19 protein-coding genes are annotated in these 23,499 nt (G+C 68.6%); 8 read left to right on the top strand and 11 right to left on the bottom strand.

The genetic code is table 11. The features are described from left to right. Window positions 1–130: 130 nt before the first annotated feature. The 5 genes from AC3ITN_RS06385 to AC3ITN_RS06365 all read right to left on the bottom strand — a co-directional run bounded on the left by AC3ITN_RS06385 (window position 131) and on the right by AC3ITN_RS06365 (window position 8,358). Window positions 131–1,201, bottom strand: a complete 1,071-nt coding sequence (locus AC3ITN_RS06385) for a GGDEF domain-containing protein (RefSeq protein WP_313348829.1) — start codon at window positions 1,199–1,201, stop codon at window positions 131–133. A gap of 75 nt (window positions 1,202–1,276) precedes the next feature. Next, the gene (locus AC3ITN_RS06380) at window positions 1,277–1,999 is read right to left on the bottom strand and encodes a pseudouridine synthase (RefSeq protein WP_313348831.1); all 723 of its coding nucleotides are present in this window, start codon (window positions 1,997–1,999) and stop codon (window positions 1,277–1,279) included. Between the two features lie 37 nt (window positions 2,000–2,036). Next, window positions 2,037–3,689, bottom strand: coding sequence for a sensor domain-containing diguanylate cyclase (locus AC3ITN_RS06375; RefSeq protein WP_489392398.1), 1,653 nt, complete (start codon window positions 3,687–3,689; stop codon window positions 2,037–2,039). 126 nt (window positions 3,690–3,815) lie between these two features. Then, complete coding sequence (locus tag AC3ITN_RS06370) at window positions 3,816–6,224, bottom strand: putative bifunctional diguanylate cyclase/phosphodiesterase (RefSeq protein ID WP_489392397.1); 2,409 nt, start codon at window positions 6,222–6,224, stop codon at window positions 3,816–3,818. Window positions 6,225–6,411: 187 nt separating this feature from the next. Then, window positions 6,412–8,358, bottom strand: coding sequence for a DEAD/DEAH box helicase (locus AC3ITN_RS06365; protein ID WP_489392396.1), 1,947 nt, complete (start codon window positions 8,356–8,358; stop codon window positions 6,412–6,414). Between the two features lie 265 nt (window positions 8,359–8,623). On the opposite strand from AC3ITN_RS06365, the gene AC3ITN_RS06360 reads away from it, so the two are divergent. Then, window positions 8,624–8,854: an RNA-binding S4 domain-containing protein gene (locus AC3ITN_RS06360; RefSeq protein ID WP_313348837.1), complete on the top strand. Its 231-nt coding sequence runs from the start codon at window positions 8,624–8,626 to the stop codon at window positions 8,852–8,854. Between the two features lie 57 nt (window positions 8,855–8,911). Here the strand turns inward: AC3ITN_RS06360 and ubiM are convergent, their stop codons facing one another. From ubiM to AC3ITN_RS06340, 4 genes are all read right to left on the bottom strand, one after another. Continuing rightward, window positions 8,912–10,084, bottom strand: coding sequence for a 5-demethoxyubiquinol-8 5-hydroxylase UbiM (gene ubiM / locus AC3ITN_RS06355; protein WP_489392883.1), 1,173 nt, complete (start codon window positions 10,082–10,084; stop codon window positions 8,912–8,914). 135 nt (window positions 10,085–10,219) lie between these two features. Then, on the bottom strand, window positions 10,220–10,621 hold the full coding sequence (locus AC3ITN_RS06350; protein WP_313348839.1) for an MAPEG family protein: 402 nt from the start codon (window positions 10,619–10,621) through the stop codon (window positions 10,220–10,222). Window positions 10,622–10,639: 18 nt separating this feature from the next. Then, window positions 10,640–11,173: a DUF4019 domain-containing protein gene (locus AC3ITN_RS06345; protein WP_313348841.1), complete on the bottom strand. Its 534-nt coding sequence runs from the start codon at window positions 11,171–11,173 to the stop codon at window positions 10,640–10,642. 62 nt (window positions 11,174–11,235) lie between these two features. Continuing rightward, on the bottom strand, window positions 11,236–12,378 hold the full coding sequence (locus AC3ITN_RS06340; protein WP_489392882.1) for a COG3904 family protein: 1,143 nt from the start codon (window positions 12,376–12,378) through the stop codon (window positions 11,236–11,238). 169 nt (window positions 12,379–12,547) lie between these two features. Here AC3ITN_RS06340 and AC3ITN_RS06335 point away from each other — a divergent pair, with 169 nt between their 5' ends. Genes AC3ITN_RS06335 through AC3ITN_RS06325 form a run of 3 tightly spaced genes read left to right on the top strand, consistent with a single transcriptional unit; the run spans window position 12,548 to window position 15,814 of the window. Continuing rightward, window positions 12,548–14,014 carry an AlkA N-terminal domain-containing protein gene (locus AC3ITN_RS06335; RefSeq protein ID WP_489392395.1) on the top strand — a complete coding sequence of 489 codons (1,467 nt, stop codon included), beginning with the start codon at window positions 12,548–12,550 and terminating at the stop codon, window positions 14,012–14,014. Beyond that, on the top strand, window positions 14,011–14,502 hold the full coding sequence (locus AC3ITN_RS06330; RefSeq protein ID WP_489392394.1) for a methylated-DNA--[protein]-cysteine S-methyltransferase: 492 nt from the start codon (window positions 14,011–14,013) through the stop codon (window positions 14,500–14,502). The genes AC3ITN_RS06335 and AC3ITN_RS06330 overlap by 4 nt, the downstream gene beginning before the upstream one ends. Window positions 14,503–14,554: 52 nt before the next feature. Beyond that, on the top strand, window positions 14,555–15,814 hold the full coding sequence (locus AC3ITN_RS06325) for an alkaline phosphatase family protein (protein ID WP_489392393.1): 1,260 nt from the start codon (window positions 14,555–14,557) through the stop codon (window positions 15,812–15,814). A 684-nt stretch (window positions 15,815–16,498) separates the two neighbouring features. Here the strand turns inward: AC3ITN_RS06325 and AC3ITN_RS06320 are convergent. Together AC3ITN_RS06320 and AC3ITN_RS06315 are read right to left on the bottom strand one after the other, a co-directional pair. After that, window positions 16,499–16,681: a 30S ribosomal protein THX gene (locus AC3ITN_RS06320; protein WP_145478188.1), complete on the bottom strand. Its 183-nt coding sequence runs from the start codon at window positions 16,679–16,681 to the stop codon at window positions 16,499–16,501. A gap of 108 nt (window positions 16,682–16,789) precedes the next feature. After that, the gene (locus AC3ITN_RS06315; protein WP_313348704.1) at window positions 16,790–17,203 is read right to left on the bottom strand and encodes a MerC domain-containing protein; all 414 of its coding nucleotides are present in this window, start codon (window positions 17,201–17,203) and stop codon (window positions 16,790–16,792) included. 160 nt (window positions 17,204–17,363) lie between these two features. On the opposite strand from AC3ITN_RS06315, the gene AC3ITN_RS06310 reads away from it, so the two are divergent. The 4 genes from AC3ITN_RS06310 (at window position 17,364) to AC3ITN_RS06295 (ending at window position 23,497) form a co-directional block, all read left to right on the top strand. Continuing rightward, window positions 17,364–19,547 (top strand): TonB-dependent receptor, encoded by a 2,184-nt coding sequence (locus tag AC3ITN_RS06310; RefSeq protein WP_489392392.1) that lies wholly within the window; start codon window positions 17,364–17,366, stop codon window positions 19,545–19,547. Window positions 19,548–19,929: 382 nt separating this feature from the next. Continuing rightward, window positions 19,930–21,159, top strand: coding sequence for an MFS transporter (locus AC3ITN_RS06305; RefSeq protein ID WP_313348700.1), 1,230 nt, complete (start codon window positions 19,930–19,932; stop codon window positions 21,157–21,159). 89 nt (window positions 21,160–21,248) lie between these two features. Continuing rightward, the gene (locus tag AC3ITN_RS06300; protein ID WP_313348698.1) at window positions 21,249–21,815 is read left to right on the top strand and encodes a TetR/AcrR family transcriptional regulator; all 567 of its coding nucleotides are present in this window, start codon (window positions 21,249–21,251) and stop codon (window positions 21,813–21,815) included. Beyond that, a complete protein-coding gene (locus tag AC3ITN_RS06295) occupies window positions 21,812–23,497 on the top strand; it encodes an MFS transporter (RefSeq protein ID WP_489392881.1) in 1,686 nt (561 codons plus the stop codon). The genes AC3ITN_RS06300 and AC3ITN_RS06295 overlap by 4 nt, the downstream gene beginning before the upstream one ends. The last annotated feature ends 2 nt before the right edge of the window (window positions 23,498–23,499 follow it).

Raw genomic sequence — 23,499 nt, 5'->3', positions numbered from 1 at the left:
TGGGTTTACGGCGACCCCGCAAACGCGCACCGGGCGGCCCAACGCAGGCCATGTATCAACCCTCGGCTGTGCGCCCAAATGCGTGAAGCAGCCGGGCAGGGCCCGGCTCTACGGGATAGGTTGCGATAGCCTAGGAAGCCACCTCCACCCGATTTCGGCCATTGCCCTTGGCCCGATACAACGCCGCATCCGCACGCGCCAGGGTCTGCTCGACCGTGTCACCGGCATGGTGCGCCGCCACCCCGATGCTCACCGTCACCGGGAAGCCCAGCGGAAGATCGGCGATGGCCATGCGCAGGAAATCGCACTGCAGCTCCGCAGTACGCAGTTCCGTGTCCGGCATCAGCACCACGAACTCCTCGCCGCCGTAGCGGGCCGCCAGACCACGTCCCGAGAACTGCGCGCGCAGCAGCGTGCCTATTTCCGCCAGCACCCGGTCGCCGGTCGCGTGGCCGTTGAAATCGTTGATGTGCTTGAAGTGATCTACATCGACCAGCGCCACCGCCGTCTGCCGTGGCTGCCCGTCCGCGTCCTGTACCGACGCCTCCAGTGCCACCGACATCGCCCGCCGGTTCGGCAGCCCCGTCAGCACATCCGTCCGGCTCTGCTCGGCCAGGTCCGCGTTCTGCGCCAGCAGCACCTCGTGGTACTCGCTGAGCAGCGTCTCGTAATCGTCGCGCTCCACCATGTGGTTCTGGATGTCCAGCGCGAAGCGGCGCAGCTCCATCACCAGCATCACCTGGCGCGACAGCGCCGCCAGCGCCTCGGTCTGCTGCGCATCCAGCTGGTGCGGCTGCGGATCGAACACGCACAGCGTCCCCAGCGGCATCCCGTCGTTGCTGATCAACGGCGCCCCCGCATAGAACCGTACCTTCGGATCACCCGTCACGATCGGATTGTCGTGGAAGCGCGGATCAACACGCGCGTCTTCGATCACCATCACCTGCGCGGGCTGCAGGATCGCGTGCCCGCACATCGAATCCGAACGCGGCAACTCCTGCGCCACTGTGCCCTGGATCGACTTGAACCACTGCCGTTCCGCATCGATCAGCGTCACCGCCGCCATCGAGGTTCCACACACCGCCTTCGCGATGGTGACCAGATCCTCGAAGGATTTTTCCTTCTCCGAATCAAGAATGCGGTAACGGTACAGCGCCGCCAGGCGCACCGCTTCATTGACGGGCTTTTCGGGCTTGATCATGGAGCAGCGACATTCCGGGACCTGGCGCCAGTCTAGCCCGACCGACGCCGTCCATCATGACCGCCCCGCCCCGCCTTACCAGTCCTGCTGCTTCGGCAGCAGCCCCTGCAGCTCGGCATCGGTCAGATTGCGCCACTGGCCCGGCTTCAGCGCACCGATCTTCACGTTGTCGATGCGCACCCGGCGCAGCTGCGTGACCCGGTAGCCGAAGGCCGCGGCCATCAGCCGGATCTGCCGGTTCAGGCCCTGCTGCAGGATGATGCGGAAGCCGAACTTGGCGATGCGCGCCGCCCGGCAGGGCAACGTGGTTTCATTGTGGATGTGCACCCCGCGCTGCATGCCGCGCAGGAACTCGTCGGTGACCGGCTTGTTGACCGCCACCAGGTATTCCTTCTGGTGCCCGTTCTCCGCGCGCAGGATCTGATTGACGATGTTGCCGTTGCTGGTCATCAGGATCAGCCCTTCGGAATCCTTGTCCAGGCGGCCGACCGGGAAGATGCGCTGCTCGTGGCCCACGAACTCCACGATGTTGCCCTTCACCGCCGTTTCGGTGGTGCAGGTGATGCCTACCGGCTTGTTCAGCACGATGTAGACGTGGCGGCGGCCGCCCGCCTTCTTCGCCTCGCGGGCGCGCAGCGGCTGGCCGTCGACCAGCACCATGTCGCCCTCGCCGACCACCGCGCCGGTGCCGGCGGCCTGGCCGTTGACGGTGACGCGGCGTTCGCCGATCAGGCGATCGGCCTCGCGGCGGGAACAGAAGCCGGTTTCGGCGATGAACTTGTTGAGTCGGGTTGTCATCGGGCCATTATCCGGCAAAACCCGCTGCGGCGTGGCGTCACACCGCCAGCGGAGTGTCTGCCCGCAGCGGCTGCTCCGCATCGCACACCTGGTTGCGCCCGGCGCGCTTGGCCCGGTACATGGCGTGGTCGGCGCGGCGCAGCAGCCCGGCCAGGTCGTCCCGGCCTGGCCGCAGCACAGCCAGCCCGATGCTGGCCGTCACCGCCAGCCCCGCGATGCCCAGCGCCGCGCTCACCGACGCCACCTGCTGGCGCACGCTCTCCAGCCGGGCCAACGCGGCGGCATGGCCCGCGCCAGGCAGCAGCACCAGGAACTCCTCCCCGCCCATGCGGATCACGTCGTCCTGGCTGCGCACCGCCCCGCGCAGCGCCCGCGCCACCGCGACCAGCACCTGGTCGCCGGTTTCGTGGCCGAACTGGTCGTTGATGTCCTTGAACAGATCGATATCCAGGAACCCGATCGCCAGCGGCTGCTGGTCCTGCGCGGCGCGGTCCATATGGCGGGCCAGCAGGCCCAGTCCCGCGCGGCGGTTCGGCAGCCCGGTCAGTGCGTCGGTCTCGGCCAGCTGGCGCATTGCATCGCGCTGCTGGCGCAGCCGCCCCAGCCGCAGGTTCAGCGCATAGGCCGACATCATCAGGAACCAGGTGGCCGACAGCTGCAGCACCTCGATCCGGTAGGCGGTCAACCATCGCGCATCGAGCGCGTCGGCGATGATCATGATCCACCACGGCGCGAGCGCCAGCAGGCCGGCCAGCGCGTAGCCGTCGCGCCGCGACAGCGCCCACAGGCCCACGCCCAGGCAGACCACGCAGCCCAGCACGTACACATACTCCAGCGCCGCCGCCATCACGGCCAGTGCGGACAGCCCCATCCAGGGCACGCACAGTCCCACGGCGACCAGGCCCCACAGCACGGCCTGCTGGCCCATGCGCGAGCCGGGCCAGAGCCGGTCGCCGCCATTGAGCCGCCACAGGATGGGCAGCAGCATCGCCAGCGCGAATGCGCTGAGCGCCACCAGCCACCACGACGCGCGGTCGTGCACCGGCAGCCAGGGCTCCGGGTACCCGCTCAGGCCGCCCAGCACCGCCTGCCACAGGACGAACACCAGGCAGACGGCGACATAGATCAGGAACGAGCGGTCCTTGGCAGTCACGTAGCCCATCAGCGCGGACAACCCCAGCGCGATCACCACCGCGATGCAGGCCGCGCGCACCAGCAGCCGCGCCGTGTCGTTCTGCTGGACCGGACTGGGCGCGCCCAGGCGCACCGTGGGAATCCAGCCGGGCTTGAGCGGGGTGGCCCAGGACACCACGATGGGCTCGCGCTCGCCGGCCTTGGGCACCACCACCATGCCGACCCCGGCGCGGAAGCGCGAATCACGGGTGCGCGCGTCATGCATGTTGCCGCAGATCCGGCGGTCACCGTGGCTGATACGCACCTCGCCGGTCAGCACCCCGAACACGTCCACCGCCTGCGGTGCGCCCGACCAGCCTTCGGCCGGGGCCGCAACGGCAAGCACCTGCTGGTGGCGCGCCAGCGCGTCGGCAGGACAGGCGCGCTGCGGCGCCTGCTCATCCGTCGCCGCGCCGAGCAGCAGCACATCGCGGTCCACCTGGGCGGTGCCGGCCAGCGCCATGCCGGGCAACAGCAGGCACAACAGCCAGGCCAGCCACCGCGTAGCACCCGTCATCCCGCGTGACCTGCCGTGCCTGAGCCTCACACCACCGTCCTGTCGTCGTGCGTCGCCACGCCTGCCGCGTGCCGTCCCCTGCTGGCGATTATCGCAGCATTGCCGGCCGGCGGCCGCCCCCGCCGGTCAGCGCGCATGCGATGACGCATCCCTCCACAAGGCCGGCTGGGTCATCTTCTCCAGCGCCATGGGCCGCTCGATCGCGAAGCCCTGCAGGCCGTCCACCCCCAGCGCCTCCAGCTGCGCGGCGACCTCGCGGGACTCCACCCACTCGGCGATCACCGTCATGTGCAGCTCGCGGCCGATCTCGGTGATCGCCCGTACGGTGGCGCGGCTGACCGGGTCGATGTCCATGTCACGCACGAACACCCCATCGATCTTCAGCATGTCGGCGGGCAGCTGGCGCAGGTAGCCGAAGGCGGACAGCCCTGCCCCGAAGTCGTCCAGCGCCACCCGGCAGCCACGCGCCTTGACCCCTTCAACGAAGCTGCGCGCCTGGTCCAGGTTGCTGATCGCCGCGGTTTCGGTGATCTCGAAGCACAGCTTGCGGGCCAGACCGCGGTTGCGCTCCAGCAGGTCGCAGACGTAGGCCAGGAAGCTGGGTTCGGCGATCGACTGCGCCGAGACGTTGACGTTGCACAGGCCGAGACGCTGCACGTGCGCCGGACAGACCTGCAGGTGGCGGAACAACAATCCAAGTACGTGCCGGTCCAGCGCCATGCCCATGCCATAGCGCTCCACGGCCGGCATGAAGTCACCGGGCGTCTGCAGCCGACCGTCGCGGTCGCGCATGCGCACCAGCACCTCATAGTGCAGGAATGCCGGATCGCCCACCTGTTCGATCCGCTGCGCGTACAGCAGCATGCGGTTCTCGGCAATGGCGCTGGACACATGGGCCAGCCGCTCAGCCTCCAGCAGCCGCTCCTCCAGGGCCATGCGGTTCTCGTTGAAGCAGTGGACGCGGTTGCGCCCCGCCTGCTTTGCCGCGTAGCAGGCGCTGTCGGCCGCACTCATCAACCAGTTGACGTCGGCCACCTCGGCGGTGATTTCCACCACGCCGATGCTGCAGCTGACCCGCGGCATCCCGTCGTCACGCTGGAACCCGGCCTGCCCCAGCGAGCGCACGATCCGCTGCAGGACCTGCGTGGCTTCTTCCTGGCGGGCCCCGGCGAGAAACAGCGCGAATTCATCCCCCCCCATCCGCCCGACCCAGTCACCCTCGCGCACCGCACCGACCAGGTAATCCGCAAAGCCGCGCAGCAACTGATCGCCGGCGGCATGACCCAAGCCGTCGTTGACCAGCTTGAAATAGTCCAGATCCAGGTAGCACAGACTGTGCGTGCCACCACGGCTGCGTACGTCCAGCAGGGCCCGCTCCAGCAGGCGCTCTATTTCGCGGCGGTTGACCAGGCCGGTGAGCGGATCGTGGCTGGCATGGTGCTCGACCTCGCGCGCCAACGCGTGGTTCTGCGAGACATCTTCGATGATGGCGAACACTGTCGGCGCGCGGCCGGGGCTGCGCACCAGCGTGCCGCTCCAGCGCCCCCACAGCAGGCCACCATCGGCGCGCAGGAAGCGCAGCTCACCCGGACGCAGCTGGCGCACCCAATCGATCTCGCCGGCGTGGTCCAGTACCAGCTCGCCTTCCATCAGCAGCGCCGGCAGTTCCATGCTGAGCAGCGCCTCGCGGCGGTACCCCAGGATGTCCGCGATGGCCTGGTTGGCTTCCACCACCCCGCCGGCGTGGTCCAGCTTGACCATGCCCACGGTGGCCTGGTAGAACGCCGCACGGAACCGGCTTTCCTTGTCGATCAGGTCGTTGCGCACGCGCCGCGCCAGCAGCACGGCGACCAGCGTGATCAACAGCACCGACAGCCCGCCGACGATGAGCGTGGCAATGCGCACGATGGAGGCGGTGTTGAGCAGGGCCAGCGAGAACGCCTTGGCCTGTGCCTGCAGGCTCAGATCCAACGCCTGCAGTTGGACCAGCAACGCCTCGCGGACGGCGGGGGCCGGGTTGCCGGTGGCGTGCATCGCCTCGGCGGCGTCGGCCAGCTCCACCAGTTGGCTGAGGCCGCGGTCGGTCTGCCGCCACAGCTGCACGGCATCGCGGAAGTACCCCACCTGGCCCAGGTAACGGAAGGAGGCGATCAGCCGGTGGATGTCGGCGGGCGCGTTGCCGCCCTGCGCGAATCCGCGCCGCGCGCGTGCCACATCGATGTCGTCCTGCTCCAGCGCACGCCGCGCATCGCGGTCGCCCAGCGGCACTTCCAGCGCCTTGCGTGCCTCGGCCAGTGCCGACGGGTTGCCGGAGGCGAGGTAACGCTCCAGCGCGAACGACGCATGCTGCTGGCTGCGCGACCAGTGGCTCTGCCCGACGATCCATGCCGTCGATGCGCCCTGCAGCTCCTGGATCAACGCCGACAGCGCGACCAGGCCGATGGCCATGCCGGTGAGCAGGACGAACCGCAGGGTCAGGCCCCGCGTCACGTACGGTACGGCGTTGCTGCCAACGTCCCTGCTGCCTCCCAGCATGGCGGATCCTCCGGTGCCATCTGTGGGTCGCGGCCCGTATGCCGCGTGCCGGCTCAGGCTAGGACGCCGCATGTTGAGATGGCGCGAAACCGGGGGGCCGCCGTCGCGGAGCGCCCAAACGACAACGCCAGCCCGAAGGCTGGCGTTGTCTGAACGATCCTGGCGGCAGCGCCGTCGGGTCGTTGGGTCAGCTGCGCGGACCGCGCGGCTTGAAGCCGTCACGACGCGGCGGACGGTCGTTGCCGCCCGGGCCGCTGCGCGGGCCACCCGGACCACCCGGGCCGCGCGGCTTGCCACCGAACTTCGGCTTGAACGCCGGACGCGGCGACGGGGTCAGGTCTTCACCCGGCTCCACCTTGCGCATCTGGAGCTGCTGGCCCGACACCCACACCTTCTTCAGGTGGGTGAGCAGGTCGGTCGGCATTTCGGCCGGCAGGTCCAGCACCGAGAAGTCGTCGTGGATGTCGATGCGGCCGATGAAGCGGCTTTCCAGCCCGGCTTCGTTGGCGATCGCGCCGACGATGTTGCCCGGCTTGACGCCATGCACGTGGCCCACTTCGATGCGGAAGGTTTCCATGCCCTGCTCCGGGGCACCGCGCGGGGCGATGTCACGGCGCGGGGCGCGTTCGAAACCACCGTCGGTGTTGCCGAAGTCGCCTTCCGGACGCGGCGGACGCGGGCCGCGGTCGTCTTCACGACGCGGGCCACGCTCGAAACGCGGTTCGAAACGGGCCGGACGTTCGCCACGGTCGTTGCTGCGCTCGTTGCGCGGATGCGGTGCACGTTCTTCACGCGCGCCGCGCACCGGCGGGGTCAGCAGGAACGGCGCATCACCCTGCAGCAGCTTGGCCAGCGCGGCGGCGATGTCGATCGCCGGCACGTTCTTCTCGCCTTCCAGCTTCTGCAGCAGGTCGCGGTAGAACTCGGTGCCACCGGCATCGAGCACATCGCTGATGCGGCTCATGAACTTGGTGATGCGGGTGTCGTTGACCGCGTCCACGCTCGGCAGCTGCATTTCTTCGATCGGCTGGCGCGTGGCGCGCTCGATCGCACGCAGCATGCCCTTCTCGCGCGGGGTGGCGAACAGGATCGCGTCACCGGTACGGCCGGCACGACCGGTACGGCCGATGCGGTGCACGTAGCTTTCGGTGTCGTACGGGATGTCGTAGTTCAGCACGTGGCTGATGCGTTCCACGTCCAGGCCACGGGCGGCCACGTCGGTGGCGACCAGGATGTCCAGCTTGCCTTCCTTCAGCATGCCGATGGTGCGCTCGCGCTGGGCCTGCTGCATGTCGCCGTTGATGGCGGCCGCGGCCAGGCCACGGGCCTGCAGCTTTTCGGCGAGCTCTTCGGTGGCGGCCTTGGTCCGCGCGAAGACGATCATCGCGTCGAAGGGTTCCACTTCCAGGATGCGGGTCAGCGCATCGAGCTTGTGCATGCCGCTCACCCACCAGTAACGCTGGCGGATGTTGGCCGAGGTGGTGGTCTTGCTGACGATGGTGACTTCAGCAGGATTCTTCAGGTAGGTCTGCGCGATGCGGCGGATCTGCGACGGCATGGTGGCCGAGAACAGGGCGACCTGACGGGTCTCCGGCAGCTTCTTCAGGACCGCTTCGACGTCGTCGATGAAGCCCATGCGCAGCATTTCATCGGCTTCGTCGAGGACCAGGGTCTTCAGCTCGGACAGATCCAGGGTGCCGCGTTCCAGATGGTCGATCACGCGGCCCGGGGTACCCACGATCACGTGGACGCCACGGCGCAGGGCCGACAGCTGCTGGCCGTAGGGCTGGCCGCCGTAAACCGGCAGCACGCGGAAGCCCGGGATGCCGGACGAATAGGTCTGGAACGCCTCGGCGACCTGGATGGCCAGTTCGCGGGTCGGTGCCAGCACCAGCACCTGCGGCTTGGTCTGGTTGAAATCGAGGTTGGACAGCACCGGCAGCGCGAACGCGGCGGTCTTGCCGGTACCGGTCTGGGCCTGGCCGAGCACGTCGCGGCCTTCCAGCATCGCCGGGATGGTGGCGGCCTGGATCGGCGACGGCGTTTCGTAGCCGACAGTGGCCACGGCCTGCATCACAGCGTCAGACAGGCCGAGATCTGCAAACAGCAGCGGCGTGGGGGATTCTTGGGACATGGGGAACTCCGAAGCACTGCCGTTTACAGGGCAGTGGGATAAAAAAGGGGATGGTCCGCGCTTTGGGCGCCCTTTCTTATCGCGTGCCCTGGCGCTGCTCGGTCGGAGGAGAATTCACTCGCTCAGGGCGCGATGATACCGCATCGTTCCTGAACAACGTGTACAGATTCCAGGATGGATGCCGTTCTTCCGCGCTCTGGCGCACAATACGCGCCCTCTCCCGGCCCGGTCCACCGTCCGCGCCCCTTCACAGGATACCCGCTCCATGCAGACCCTCGAATTTGAACTGGACCGTGACTACGTCGAGCTCAAGCAGCTGCTCAAGCTGGCCGACCTGGTCACCAGCGGCGGCGAGGCCAAGACCGTGATCGGCGACGGCCACGTCCTGGTCGACGGCGAGGTGGAACTGCGCAAGGCGTGCAAGATCCGCGCAGGCCAGCAGGTCCAGTTCGGCGACACCGTCATCAACGTCATCGCCGATTCCGACGCCCCGTGAGGGTGGGGCGTGACGACCACCGGTTGTCACCCACCCGGACGTGATGGCCTCGGCCGGTCACCGTTGGGTCAAATGGGCGGCGATCAGCTGCCGGAACGGGGCCACCCCGTGCGCCAGGCGCAGCCCGGCCCGGCGCAGCACGCGCGCCGGAAGCCGGTCATCGGTATACAGCGTGGCAATCGCATTGGTCGCTTCATACAGGGGCCGTGAGGCCAACCGGTGCCCGCGCTCGTACGCGGCCAGGCAGCCCGGCGCGGCGATGTCGCTGCCCCGGTCCGCCGCCCGGCGCAGCACCGCCGCCAGCCGGTCCTGGCTCTGCAGGCCCAGGTTGAAGCCGTGTGCGGTCACCGGGTGCATGCCCACCGCGGCATCGCCGATCAGCGCGCAGCGCTCGCCCACGAACGCATTGGCATACACCCCGACCAGCGGATAGGCGTTGGGGCGCGCCAGCGGCGTCATCGCCCCCAGGCGGTGTTCGAAGAAACCGCTGATGCTGCGGCCGAAGGCCGCCTCGTCCTGCGCCAGCAGCGCCTCGATCTGCCGCGGCGGCAGCGTGATCACCGCCGACGCCTGGTCACCGTTGAGCGGCAGCAACGCCATCGTGCGGCCATAGCCGAACCACTCCCACGCCGTGTGCTGGTGCGGCACGTCGATCTGCATCCGGCACACCAGCATCGACTTGCCGAAGTCGCGCAGGCGCGCCCCGATGCCCAGCAGTCGCCGGGTCGAGGAGAAACGGCTGTCAGCCGCCACCACCAGCCGCGCGTGGAAGCGTTGCCCGTCCGCCAGCAGCACCTCGCTGTGCCGGGCGCCCGGCACGATGCCGCGCACGCTGGCCTGGTCGAGCACCTGCAGTCCCTCCTGGCCCTGCACGCTGTCCCAGGCGGCGCGGCGGATCAGGTGATTGGGCACCAGCCAGCCGAGGTCACCGCCCTCCCGGCCGCCCGAGGCGAAGGTCAGCGCGAATGGTGAACCGCCGTCTATCACCTTGGCATCGCGCAGCGCCGATATCTCGGCCGGATCGAGCCTTTCCCACACCCCGAGCCGTTCCAGGATCTGCCGGGACGCATGGGTGAGCGCGATCTCACGCCCGTCGAACGCGGCCTCGGCAAGCGCGGCGCGAGCCTGCTGCTCGATGATGACCACGCGCAGACCACTGCCGGCCAGCGCGCGGGCGAAACACAACCCTGCCGGCCCCGCGCCGACCACCACCACATCCACCGACGTCACGCTGCCGTGCGGCGTGTCGTCTTCCCTCGTGCGCCCGTCCGGCATGGTCCGTTCCTGCGGTTGCTTGTCCACGCCCGAGCTTACGCCCGGCAGGCGCGGGCGTTCTTGATCTGGATCAGCCGCGTCGGCGACGGTTCACGCCACGCCGTGCAGCAGCGTCCACACCAGCAGCACGATGCCCACGATCGACACCACCCAGACCAGGCTGCGGATATAGGGAATGCCGGCGGCATACAGCGGCACGTAGACCAGCCGTGCCCAGAAATACAGCTGCACTGCCAGCGCCGTGGTGCTGTCCTGGCGCTGGGTCAGCACCACTGCCAACACGGCGGCGGCGAAGAACGGAAAGGTCTCCAGGAAGTTGGCCTGCGCCCGCTGCAGCCGTGCCGCCAGCGGTCCCGGCGGTGCAGCCACGCCATCACGCGCTGATGCGTTCCAGGCCAGCCCGCGTTCGCGGGTGACCGCGCCGGCCGCGATCATCACCTGCACCAGGCCCAGCACGATCGACCAGGCCAACATCTGGATCTCGATACCCATGGAACGCTCCTCGTCGGATCAGGGGGTGGCAGCACGCACGCTGTAACCGGCCAGGCGCCAGACCCGATCCTCGTCGAGACGGAACGAGACCAGCTCGCGCACCGGCTGCGCGCTGTTGGCGAAACGGGTGGGGAAACTGACGTTGATGTAGAGGCCTTCCGGCACGGTGGCGCCGGGGCCGTACTTGACCCGCGTCACCACCGGCTGGCCGCGCGAGGTCAGCGCGCCCAGGCGCTTGCGGTCATTGCCGAGCTGGCTCACGAAGGCCTGTTCGGTCACCGACTTGCGCGCCACGGCCGAGGCGCCCTTCCAGGCGTCGGCCGCGCGGTTGTTGTCCACCAGCTGGGCCACCTGCAGGCCGGCGGCCGTCATCTCCGCATCCTGCTTCTGCAGCTGCGCCTGCTGTGCCGGGCTCAACGCGGGGCGTGCCGGTGCAGCGGGTGCGTTCGGTGCAGGCCGCGCAGGTGCAGGCGCGGGCGTGGCCGGTGGCGGTGGCGTCTGCGCGAAGGCAACGGCAGGAAGCAGGAGCGACAGCAGCAGCGGAACACGCATCGGGACACCGTGGGCTGGAGTGGGACTGCGCTCCAGTCTACGTGACCCCCGTGAGCAGGCCGTCAGTTGCGTTCGGCGGCCTCGGGCGGCGGCTGGTCGGCATCGCTGGCGGTGCGTTCGGCCACGCCATCGCGAGGCGTTTCGGCGGCCGGTGGCAGCAGGGTGGAAACATCGATCTCCGACAGCGGGCTCTCGTCCGGGCAGGTCGCATCGGGGAACCCGAAGCGTTGCTTGAGCGCCTGTCCGCAGCGGGTCACCGCCTCCAGTTCGCTGCCATCGCGCTTGCACTCCTGGTCGAAGGCGATCAGGAAGGCGTCCTTGCGCCGCACGAAATCATCGCCGCACTTGCGCATCTGCTTGATGCGTTCCAGATCGTCCTGCACCGCGTTGGTGCCATCCAGCCCGAACTGGCGCAGTTCGTCGCTGGTCAGCAGGCGCAGGCTGCGATTGGGTACGGTCATCATCAGGTCGGCCACACCCACCGCCACGCCGTTGCGCTGCAGGTAGTCCTTGACGTTGTCGTAGACCTCGTGGAGTTCGCGGTTGAGTTCGGCGCGCGAGGTGGCCTTGGAACTGATCCGCATCATGCGATGGATGCCGACCTTGCCCGACACCAGTCGGTTGTCGCCGGCAGCAAGCACGAACACGCAGGCGCTGTGGCAGACCGAGCCTTCGCGTACCCAGATGGTCCAGTTCGACTCGCCGATGCGGTCACCCGCCACGATCGCTGCTTCCACCTGCCCGCCGCTGGAGTCCAGGTCCAGGATGCGCCGCGAGACGTGCTGTGCTTCGGCCACCAACGCCACGCGTGCCACCAGTTCGGAGAAGCCGGGATTGATCTTGCCCACGTAGCGCACGCGCAGCAGGCCGCGCTCGACGCACGGCGCAATGGCCGTCTCCAGGCTGGCACGGTCCAACGCCTCCAGCGGCGCGCCGTCGCCGCCTTCGGCGGCATAGTCGGTATCGCAGCTGAGCCAGGCCTTGCCGTTGTCCAGTGCCACCGTCGGCCAGCCCTGCTCGCCCCGTCGCGGTGGCGGCGGCGGCGCGGGCGGCGCGTCGGCCGCGTTGATCGACACCATATGGTCGCCATCGGCGGCCTGTGCCCGCACCGCCTTGTCGGCGGCGGTGACATTGCCGGGATTCTCCAGCGCGCCGCACGCGGCCAGCCCCAGGCACAACAACGACAACCAGCACGACTTGAGCAACATGGAGTCCCGGGTTCGACCAAAGCGTGCGCGAAGCGTCACGTGAACGCACAGTCTAGTGCGCCTCGACAGGCGCGCGGGAACCGGCCCTGAACCGGCCGGCCCCGGTTCCGCATTGACGTCCGAAAACGGCGAGCCTGGACCCCGCGGCGGGCATAGACTGGCCCCCATGGATACCGCCCTGCCCCTGGACTACGCCGCCTGCGAAAGCGCCCGCCTCGCCCGCGACGCCCGCTTCGACGGCGTGTTCTTCACCGCCGTGCGCAGCACCGGCATCTACTGCCGCCCGGTCTGCCCGGCCCCCGCGCCGAAGCCGGCCAACGTGGACTATTACCCCACCGCGGCGGCAGCGGCGGCGGCCGGCTTCCGTCCGTGCCTGCGCTGCCGCCCTGAACTGGCGCCGGAAGCGCAGGACGCCCTGAGCAACGAGACGCTGCAGCGCGCGCTTGCCCTGATCCATGACGGTTACCTGCAGGATGCGGCGGTCGGCGATCTCGCCGCGCGGCTGGGCCTGAGTGCGCGCCAGCTGCAGCGCCTGTTCGTGGCGCGGCTGGGTGCGGCACCGGCACAGATCCATGCCACCCGCCGCCTGCTGCTGGCCAAGCAGCTGTTGACGGAAACCGCGTTGCCGGTGACCGACGTGGCCATGGCGGCGGGCTACAACAGCCTGCGCCGCTTCAACGCGGCATTCCTCGACGGCTGCGGCATGCCGCCTACCGCCATCCGACGCCAACGCGGCGCGCTGGCCGACGGCGCGCTGACGCTGCGCCTGGGCTACCGGCCGCCGCTGGACTTCACTGCGATGCTGGGCTTCCTGCGCCGCCGCTGCATTCCCGGCATCGAGCAGATCGACGCGCACAGCTACCAACGGGTGATCGGACCGGCCGAACGACCGTCGGTGATCCGCGTCACCGCCGATCCGCGCCGGCCGGAGCTGCTGCTGCAGCTGGGCCAGGTCGATCCGCGTGCGATCCCGGGCATCGTGCGCCGGGTGCGGCGCATCTTCGACCTCGACGCGGACCTGCGCATTGTCCACGCCACGCTGGCGCGCGAGCCGCTGCTGGCGCGCGGCATCGCGCAGCGGCCGGGGCTGCGCGTGCCCGGTGGCTGGGACGGATTCGAAGTGGCGGTGCGCGCGGTGCTGGCCCAGCAGGTCAGCGTGGCCGCCGCGATCACCCTGGCGCGGCGCGTGGTCGATCGCTTTGGCACGCCGCTGGCAGGCATGCCGGAAGGGCTGGACCGCCAGTTCCCCACACCCGCGCAACTTGCCGACGCGCCCTTGGAAGGCATCGGCCTGCCGCGCACGCGTGCGGCGACCGTGCGCGCGGTCGCCGCGGCGGTGGCCGACGGCCGCCTGGACTTCGACGCCGGCCAACGCCTGGACAGCTTCATCGAACGCTGCATGGCGCTGCCCGGCATCGGGCCATGGACGGCGCATTACATCGCCCTGCGCGCACTGGCCCTGCCCGACGCCTTCCCCGCCGGCGACCTGGTGCTGCAGCAGGTGCTGGGCGGCGACAGCCGCTTGAGCGAACGCGCCACCGAGGCGCGTTCGCAGGCCTGGCGCCCCTGGCGTGCCTACGCCGTGCTGCACCTGTGGCATCTGGCCACGTCCGCTTCGGAGTCAACCGCATGAACCTGCTCTACGACACCTTCGACAGCCCGATCGGGGCACTCACGGTGGCTGGCGACAGCCAGGGCATCCACCACATCCTGTTCAAGAACAACCGCTACGACGCCAAGGGTCGCGAGCACTGGCAGCGCGACGCCGATGCGCTGCGCGATGCACGCACGCAGCTGCTGCAGTTCCTGGCCGGCGAGCGCACCGGCTTCGCGCTGCCGCTGGCGCCACACGGCACGGATTTCCAGCTGCGCGTGTGGAAGGCGCTGGCCGACATTCCGTTCGGGGAAACGTGGAGCTACGTGCAGTTGGCGCGCCACATCGGCCACCCCAGTGCCAGCCGCGCGGTCGGTGCAGCCAATGGACGCAATCCACTGCCGATCGTGCTGCCCTGCCACCGTGTGATCGGCAGCAGCGGCGCACTCACCGGCTTCGGCGGCGGCATCGAAACCAAGGCGGCGCTGCTCAATCTTGAGGCGCGCGGTCACGCGCTGTTCGCCTGACCGTGCCATCAGTTGTCTTCGCGGCGTCATTGCGGCGAACTATGATGGCGGAATGATTTCCGTCCGCCTTTCGCTGGCACTTGCCGCCGCCCTCGCGCTGACCAGCTGTGCCAGCGCTCCGTCCACGTCGCCGGGCCTCCCTTCGGCAGCCACGACCGTCACTGCGGCCAGTCCGCCGAAACTGCTGCTGGTCTCCATCGACGGGCTGCGCGCGGACATGCTGGATCGCGGCATCACCCCCAACATCTCGCGCATCGTGCAGGACGGCGTGCGCGCACGCTGGATGACGCCGTCGTACCCGTCGCTGACCTTCCCCAACCACTACACGATCGTCACCGGGTTGCGCCCGAACCATCACGGCATCATCCACAACAGCATGCAGGAAGAGGCGCTGGGCCGCTTCCAGCTCAATCTGCGCGACGCGGTGACCGATCCGCGCTGGTGGGGCGGCGAACCGATCTGGGTGGGTGCGGAGAAGGCCGGGGTGCGTACGGCCACCTGGTCATGGCCCGGCAGCGAGGCGGCCATCCAGGGGGTGCGCCCCAGCCAGTGGCGCGTCTACGACGATACGGTATCGCTGTCTGCCCGCGTCGACGAGGTGCTGGGCTGGGTCGGCCAGTCCGATGCGGATGCACCGCGCCTGGTGACGCTGTACATGGAACAGGTCGACAAGGCCGGCCACCATTTCGGCCCGGATTCGCCGGAATATGCGGCCGCCATCGCGCAGGTCGATGCGGCCATCGGCCGCCTGCTGGATGGACTGAAGGCGCGCGGGCTGTCGGACCGCACCAATCTCATCGTGGTCTCCGACCACGGCATGGCCACGGTGCCGGACGGCAACACGGTCGCGGTGGAAGACATGGTCGACCCGGCCATCGCCCGCAACGTATCGACGGGCCAGTCGATCGGCTTCGCGCCACTGCCGGGCAAGCAGAACGACGCCGAGAAGATCCTGCTGGGCGCGCACGCAAACTACGACTGCTGGACCCGGCAGACGCTGCCTGCCCGCTGGGAATACGGCTCCAACCCGCGTATCCCGGCGATCGTGTGCCAGATGCACGAAGGCTGGAACGCGCTGACGCGCGAGCGCATGGCCAAGCGCGAGCCAGGTGATCGCGGCTCGCACGGCTACGACAATGCACTGCCGTCGATGCGCGCGGTATTCATCGCCCGCGGCCCGTCCTTCAAGCAGGGCGCCACGCTGCCGGGCTTCGACAACGTCGACGTCTACCCCCTCATGACCCGCCTGCTCGGCGTTCCCGCCGCGCCCAACGACGGCAACCCGGAAACCCTGCTGCCCGCGCTGCGGTAAGACTGGCAGGCCTGCAATTTATCGGATTGCATCGATGTGCGTAGCGCCGGGCTCTGCCCGGCAGCCTCATGCATTTGGGCGAACAGCCTGTTGCTGAGGCACGGCCTGGGCTGGGCCGGCGGGGGTGGGTTGGCGGGACACGCTGCAAGTACGTCCATGTAAGCTCGTTCACGCCATCCATGGCGCTCTACGGTCCCGCCAACCCACCCCCGCCAGCCCTCGACAGATTGTCGGTAGCCATGGGAAACGCGGTAGCGGCGGCCGTTGGCCGGCTCTTGGTTTCGGCCGATTTCATGAGTTACCGGGCGTTGATCGGTTCACGGCAGTTGTCTTGCGTCCAACCCTACCGACAGTGGGACAGTGCGCGCGGCCAATGGCGCGTGCAGTCGCCCCGCTCTTCTCTTGGCCACCAGCACACTGTCAAAGGCGGGTCGGGGTGGGTTTGCGGGGGCATGAGCCGCATGGATGCGGCGACTGAGCTTACATGGACGTACTTGCAGCGTCCCCCGCAAACCCGCACCGTCCCGCCAAATCAAAGGAACCGCTGGCCACCGGCTTTCTGCCCAAATGCCTGAAGCCGGGCAGAGCCCGGCGCTACGGCAATCTGTGCAATCCAACGCGTTGATTGCAGGCAAAAAAAACGCGGCGCAAGCGCCGCGTTTTTTCGTCAGGCTGGCTGAGAGATCAGCTGGCCTTGGCGACGGCCTTCTTGGCCACTGCCTTCTTCGCCGGGGCCTTGGCCACGGTCTTCTTGGCGACCGGCGCAGCTGCGCCCACGGCCACCTTGCTCACCGCGTGCGAACGCGAATTGCCGTAGCTGGCGTTGTAGCGCTTGCCCTTGGCGGTCTTGCGGTCACCCTTACCCATGTCGTCAACTCCTTAGTCTGAAATCTGATTACCCCGTGCTGACACGGGTTCGGCGGGCCCGCCCTTGCAGACGCCCCCGCGCACGATCGGAAAGCCTACCACAGCGCCTCAATGCGCACAGCTCGCATCATGGACGTGACCGTGGTTCAGCCGCAGGTTGACCAGATGCGCCACGCCCACCAGCACGCCGCCCAACGTCATCACCACCGCGTGCGGCACCGCTGAATGGTGCAGCGGGTCGTACAGCAGGCCAGCCCACAGCGCCACCAGCCCCGGCACCAGGAAGCCCAGCGCGCGCAGCGCGCCATGCCGGCGGTAGCCCCAGACCAGGCTGAACAGACCCAGCAGCGTCACGAAGCTGACCAGTGCCAGCTCAACCCCGTCGCCCAGCCACACCGACAGACCCAGCGAGGGCGCGGCCGCCAGCAATATCGGCAGCACCGCGCAGTGCACCGCGCACAACAGCGAGCCGGTGGCACCGAAGCGATCAAGGAGATGACGGAGGCGTGCGAACAGGGGCATGACTTCCAGCAGGGTCGAACAAGCGTTATGGAATAATATAACATCAATCCCGACGCGTACTCCCCTCCCCCCGTTCCGCCCAGGCAACACCCCGTTCCGATGGGATTCGCGCGCCCTACCATTGATACATTATAACAATACGACCGACGGACCCCAGCCCATGCGCTCTTCCCGCCCCCTGCTCAAGCCGCACGCCCTGTCCCTGGCGCTTGCGGTGGTACTGATCCCCTCGCTGGCCCACGCCGCCGACGATGACGGCCATCGCGATGGCCACCTCACCGAACTGTCCACCGTGAAGGTCACCGCCTCCCCGCTGCAGGGCGATGCCGAATCGCTCGCCCGCCCGGTCGACGTGCTCGCCGGCGAACGCCTGGACGAACAGAAGGCCGGCACCCTCGGCGACACCGTGGCCAAGCTGCCCGGCGTGCAGAGCACCTTCTTCGGCCCCGGCGTGGGCCGCCCGATCATCCGCGGCCAGGAAGGCCCGCGCGTGGCGGTGCTGTCCAACGGCATGGGCAACATGGACGCCTCCACCGTCAGTGCCGACCACGCCACCAGCGTCGAACCGTTCCTGGCAGACCAGATCGAAGTGCTCAAGGGCCCGGCCACGCTGCTGTTCGGCAGTGGTGCGATCGGCGGCGCAGTGAACGTGGTCGATGGCCGCATCGCGCGCGACCTGCCCGACCGTCCGCTCAGCGGCCGCGCCGAACTGCGCGGCAACTCGGTCAATGACGAGCGCAGCGGCATGTTCCGGCTCGACGGCGTCAACGGCAACTGGGTGCTGCATGTCGACGGCCTGGTGCGCAACAGCGACGACTACCGCATTCCCGGCTACGCCGTGATCGACGGGCTCGAAGACCATGCGGGTCACGACCACGAGGAAGGCGACAGCGACGAACCGCGCCGCGGCACCCTGGACAACAGTTCCATCCGTACCCGCGCCGGTGGCGTTGGCGCCACCTGGCTTGGCGAAGGCGGCTACTTCGGCGCGTCGGCCAGCACCTACCGCACCAACTACGGCATCCCCAACGGCGCGCACGTGCATGCCGAGGATGACCACGATCATGACCATGGCGATGAAGAGGAAGAAGGCGACGAGCACGACGTGCGCATCGACATGGTGCAGAACCGCTTCGAAGCCAAGGGCGGCATCTACAACCCGGTGTCGTTCCTGAAGAACATCAACCTGCGCACCGCCTACACCGATTACGAGCACGTGGAGCTGGAGGCCGGCACGCCCTCCACCCGCTTCACCAACCGCGGCATTGAAGCCCGCCTGGAAGCGGTGCAGCAGCAGATCGGCGGCTGGGATGGCGCGTTCGGGCTGCAGGTCGGCAACAGCGATTTCGGCGCCAAGGGCGAAGAAGCGTTCGTGCCCGACACCGGTACCCGCAACATCGGCCTGTTCGTGCTGCAGGAAAAGCAGTTCGGCCCGTTCAAGCTGGAGCTCGGCGGACGCCATGACCAGGTCAAGCTGGACCCCACCGGCGACTACCGCGCGCGCACCTTCGACGCCACCAACCTCTCCGCCGCCGGCATTTGGAAGCTCAATGACGCGGTGGACCTGCGCTTTGGCGTGGATGGCTCCGAGCGCGCCCCGACCAACGAAGAGCTGTACGCCGCCGGTGCGCACATCGCCACCCGTTCGCTGGAGATCGGCGACGCCAACCTGAAGACCGAACGCGGCCAGCGCGTTGAGCTGGGCATCCACACCCACAGCGACCGCCTCGACTTCTCCGCCGCCATCTACCAGACGAAGTTCAAGGACTTCATCTACCTGGCCGACACCGGCGTGGTGGAAAGCCTGCCGGTGCGCCTGTGGACCCAGCAGGACGCCACCTTCAAGGGCGCCGAAGCCGAAGCGCTGGTGCATCTGTTCGACGGCGGCAGCGGCGACTGGGACCTGCGCGTGTTCGGCGACTACGTGAAGGCCGAGCTGGACGGCAGCGGCACCCGCACCGTGGACATCGCCGTGCCGCATGGCGACCACGACCACAACTACACCGTGGACCTGGCCAACAGCGGCTACCTGCCGCGCATCTCGCCGGCCCGCGTCGGTGCCGACCTGCGCTGGTCGCGCGATGGCTGGCGTGCGTCGGTCGGCGCGGTGCGTTACAGCAGCCAGAAGGACACCGCGCAGAACGAGGAACCGAGCGGCGGCTACACGCTGGTCGATGCGCATTTCGCGTATCGCTGGGACCGCACCGACAGCAACAGCTACGAGGTGTTCCTGGACGGCAACAACCTGACCAACCGCGAGGCGCGTGCGCACACCTCGCTGCTGCGGGATTACTCGCCGTTGCCGGGGCGTGGCGTGGCGTTCGGTATCCGCGCGTTCTTCTGATCCCCGCTGGGGTCGATCGTTTCATCTTCGGGGGCCGCAAGGCCCCCGTTTTTTTTGCAGCCGCTTCGGTCGTTGCTAAACGTCGGTGGCGATGTCGGCGCGGTGGCGATTCGGCTTCGGACGCTTGTGCCGCGCTGCGCGCGGTGTCCACGCAGAGCGTGGACCTACGAACCGTTACGTGCACAGGACGATCCGGATGGATGACGGGTTACGAACCGTGACGTGCGCAGGACGATCCGGATGGATGACGGGTTACGAACCGTGACGTGCGCAGGACGATCCGGATGGATGACGGGTAGAGCCACGCCCTGCGTGGCTTCGCGGTGCCGGACGTTGGCCGCATCGGTCGTACAATCGGCGAAACCAACCTACGGAGCGGTCCATGCCCCCTGCCTCCCCCGTCCCGCGCATGCATTGGGGGCTGCTTGTCGCGGCCTCGGCCATCCTCATGGTGACCATGGGCGTGCGCCAGACCTCGGGGCTGTATGTGGATCCGATCCACCGCAGTACCGGGGTGAGCATCGTCGAGATCAGTTTCGCGCTGGCGATCGGGCAGTTCGTCTGGGGCGCGGTGCAGCCGGTGTTCGGCGCCGTGGCCGACCAGCGCGGCGCCTGGCCGGTGCTGCTGGGCGGCACCCTCCTGCTGGTGGCCGGACTGCTGCTGGCGCCACTGCTGACCAGCCCGCTCGGGCTGAGCTTCACCCTGGGCCTGCTGATGGCCGCGGGTGCTGGCGCCGGCAGCTTCTCGGTACTGATCGGCGCCACCGCGCACCGCCTGCCTGCAGAGAAGCGCTCCTTCGCCGCGGGATTGATCAATGCCGGCGGCTCGCTGGGCCAGTTCGTGTTCGCCCCGCTGGTGCAGTGGGTGATCAGCAGCGCCGGCTGGGCGCGGGCGATGTGGCTGATGGCGGCCGCCGCGCTGCTGTCGCTGCCCATGGCGTGGCCGCTGCGCCGTCGCCCGGGCGATCATGCCGGCGGGAGCCACGCCACCGATGACGGTGGCCTGCGCGCGCAGCTGCACGTGGCCGCGCGCGACCGCAGCTACTGGTACCTGCACCTGGGCTTCTTCACCTGCGGCCTGCACATTGCGTTCCTGGTGACCCACCTGCCCGGCGAGATCGCCCTGTGCGGCCTGTCGCCGACCGTCGCCTCCACGTCCATCGCGCTGATCGGGCTGTTCAACATCGCCGGCAGCCTCATCGTCGGCGCGCTTGGGCAACGCTTCCGCATGAAATACCTGCTGTTCTGGATGTATGCCAGCCGCGCAGTGATGATCGGCGCCTATCTGCTCGCCCCGCCCACCGCGCTCACCTTCTACGTCTTCTCCGCCGCGCTCGGCTTTACCTGGCTGGCCACCGTGCCGCCGACCGCCGGCCTGGTCGGCAAGCTGTTCGGCCCGCGCTACCTGGGCACGCTGTTCGGGCTGACCCTGCTTTCGCACCAGCTCGGTGGCTTCTTCGGCGCCTGGCTGGGCGGTCTTGCGCTGGCCCATTCCGGCAACTTCCTGTGGATGTGGTACGCCGACATGGCCCTGGCGGCGCTGGCGGCCGTGATCAACCTGCCGATCCGCGAAGCGCGTTACGGCTGCCATGGGTTGCCTGCCCCGCGCTGACTTCACGCCTCGTTGACCAACCCCAGCGGCCTCATACCGGAAACCTTCCAACGGCTTCCGGTGCGGACATTATTGTCCGAAAATGACCCATGCCCAGTCAACGTGCCGATGCGGCCGCCCGCCGCGCCCTGATCCTCGATGCCGCCGATGCCGTGTTCGGCCAGCATGGCGTGACCGCGCCGCTGGACCTGGTGGTGGAACGCGCGCAGGTTGGCCGCGCCACGCTGTACCGCAATTTCCCCGATCGCACCGCGCTGGTCGAAGCGCTGCTCGAGCGCACCGTTGCGCGTATCCGGCGCCAGGTGGACACTCTGGGCGACCGCGACGATGCCCTGTTCGAGGTGCTGCAGGGCATGGCCTCGCGCATCGTGCAGTCGCCGGCGCTGGCCGACTACTGGCGCGCCGTGGACCCGGACGAGCCGTCCATCAAGGCCGCGCGCCAGGCCATCCATGCGTTGCTGAAGGCGCCCATCCAGCGCGCGATCGACGCGGGATTGTGCCGCGCCGACCTGCAGGTGGGCGATATCAGCCTGATCTCCGGCATGCTCGGTGCCGCACTGCGCGGCAAGACCCGTGACGAACGCGCCCGCCTGGCCGCCCGCGCCATGCAGCTGCTGCGCGAGGGGCTGCACGGAAACGCCGACGGGACCGGCTGATGGCCGAGTACCTCAAGCCGATTCCCGACTGGGAGGAACACGAGAAGCCGACCCTGCCCGGCTCGGCGTCGATGCCGTGGCATCCACCGCGCCGGCGCGTGGCCTACGCGATGGTCGCCCTCCTGGTCGGCCTCACCGGCGCGCTCGGCAACGCACTGGTCACCGCCAACCTGCCGTTCCTGCAGGGCCAGCTCGGCCTGACCCCGACCCAGGGAAGCTGGCTGGTGGCTGCCTATGCGATGGTCAACGTCACTGCCAACCTGCTGGCCTTCAAGTTTCGCCAGCAGTACGGCATCCGCCTGTTCGCCGAGATCGGACTGGGCCTGTACGCCGCGCTGGCGGTGCTGCATCTGTTCGTCGGCAGTTTTGAAACCACCTTGATGATGCGCGCGGCCAGCGGTTTCGCCGGCGCAGCCTGCAGCACGCTGGGAACGCTTTACATGCTGCAGTCGCTGCCGCGCCGCTATACCGGCAACCTGCTGGTGATCGGCGTAGGCATTTCGCAGATGGCGCTGCCGATTGCCTGGCTGGTGTCGCCGGGGCTGGTCGACACCGGGCAGTGGCACAACCTGTATCTGTTCGAAGCCGGGCTGGCGCTGTGTGCGTTTGCTGCCGTGGTCATGCTGAAGCTGCCCCCGGGTGCGCAGATCAAGGTCTTCGAGCCGATGGACTTCCTCAGCTTCGCGTTGTTCGCCCCCGCGGTGGCGCTGCTGGTGGTGGTGCTGGCCCAGGGCTACCTGCGCTGGTGGCTGGACACCCCGTGGCTGGGCTGGGCGCTGGTCGCCTCCGTGGCCTTGGGCACCGCTGGGGTCGTGGTGGAACACTACCGGCGCAATCCGCTGCTGCAGACCCGCTGGCTGGCCAGCCCGGCAATGCTGCACTTCATCATCGGCGCCTTCCTGATCCGCTTCCTCACCACCGAACAGTCGTACGGGGTGATCGGCCTGATGCGCCAGCTGGGCATGGGTCCGGACCAGATGCGGCCCCTGTTCGCGGTGATCCTGGCCGGCGTGATCACGGGCATCGCCACCAGCTCGCTGACCTTCGGCCCCAAACGCATCATTGCCCAGTTGCTGATGGCGATCCTGCTGCTGGGCACCGCCTCCCTGCTCGACCAACACCGCACCAGCCAGGACCGTCCGCACGATTTCTTCCTGAGCCAGTTCCTGGCGTCGATGGGTGCGGGCATGTTCATGGGGCCGTTGATCATGCTCGGCATCACCCAGGCCCTGAAGCAGGGCACCGACCACATGATCACCTTCCTGGTCACGCTGTCGATCACCCAGACCCTGGGCGGACTGGCCGGCTCTGCGGTGCTGGGCACTTTCCAGCTGCATCGCGAGCAGGTGTATTCCACGGCGATGGTCAGCCAGCTGGATCCCAGCGATGGGGTGGTGGCCCAACGCCTGAAACTGCAGCAGCAGGTCTATGCCCCCCTGTTGACCGACCCGGTGCAGCGCAGCGCACAGGGTACCGCCCAGTTGGCGCAGATCACCCGGCGCGAGGCCAACGTACGCGGCTTCAACGACGTGTTCTCGTTGAGTGGCCGGGTCGCGCTGGTTTTCCTGGGCTGGTTGCTGCTGCTGTCGGTACGCACCGCCGTGCTCAAGCAGTGGCGCAAGCGCCATCGGCGCGCCGTCTCCCCCACACCCGCTGCGCCTTCCGGCGCGGCCCAGCGATGAGT

This window comes from Stenotrophomonas sp. KH_036_B, from assembly GCF_057839485.1.
The sequence above is the reverse complement of the archived record's forward strand: the minus strand, read 5'-3'. Positions and strand labels throughout refer to the sequence as shown.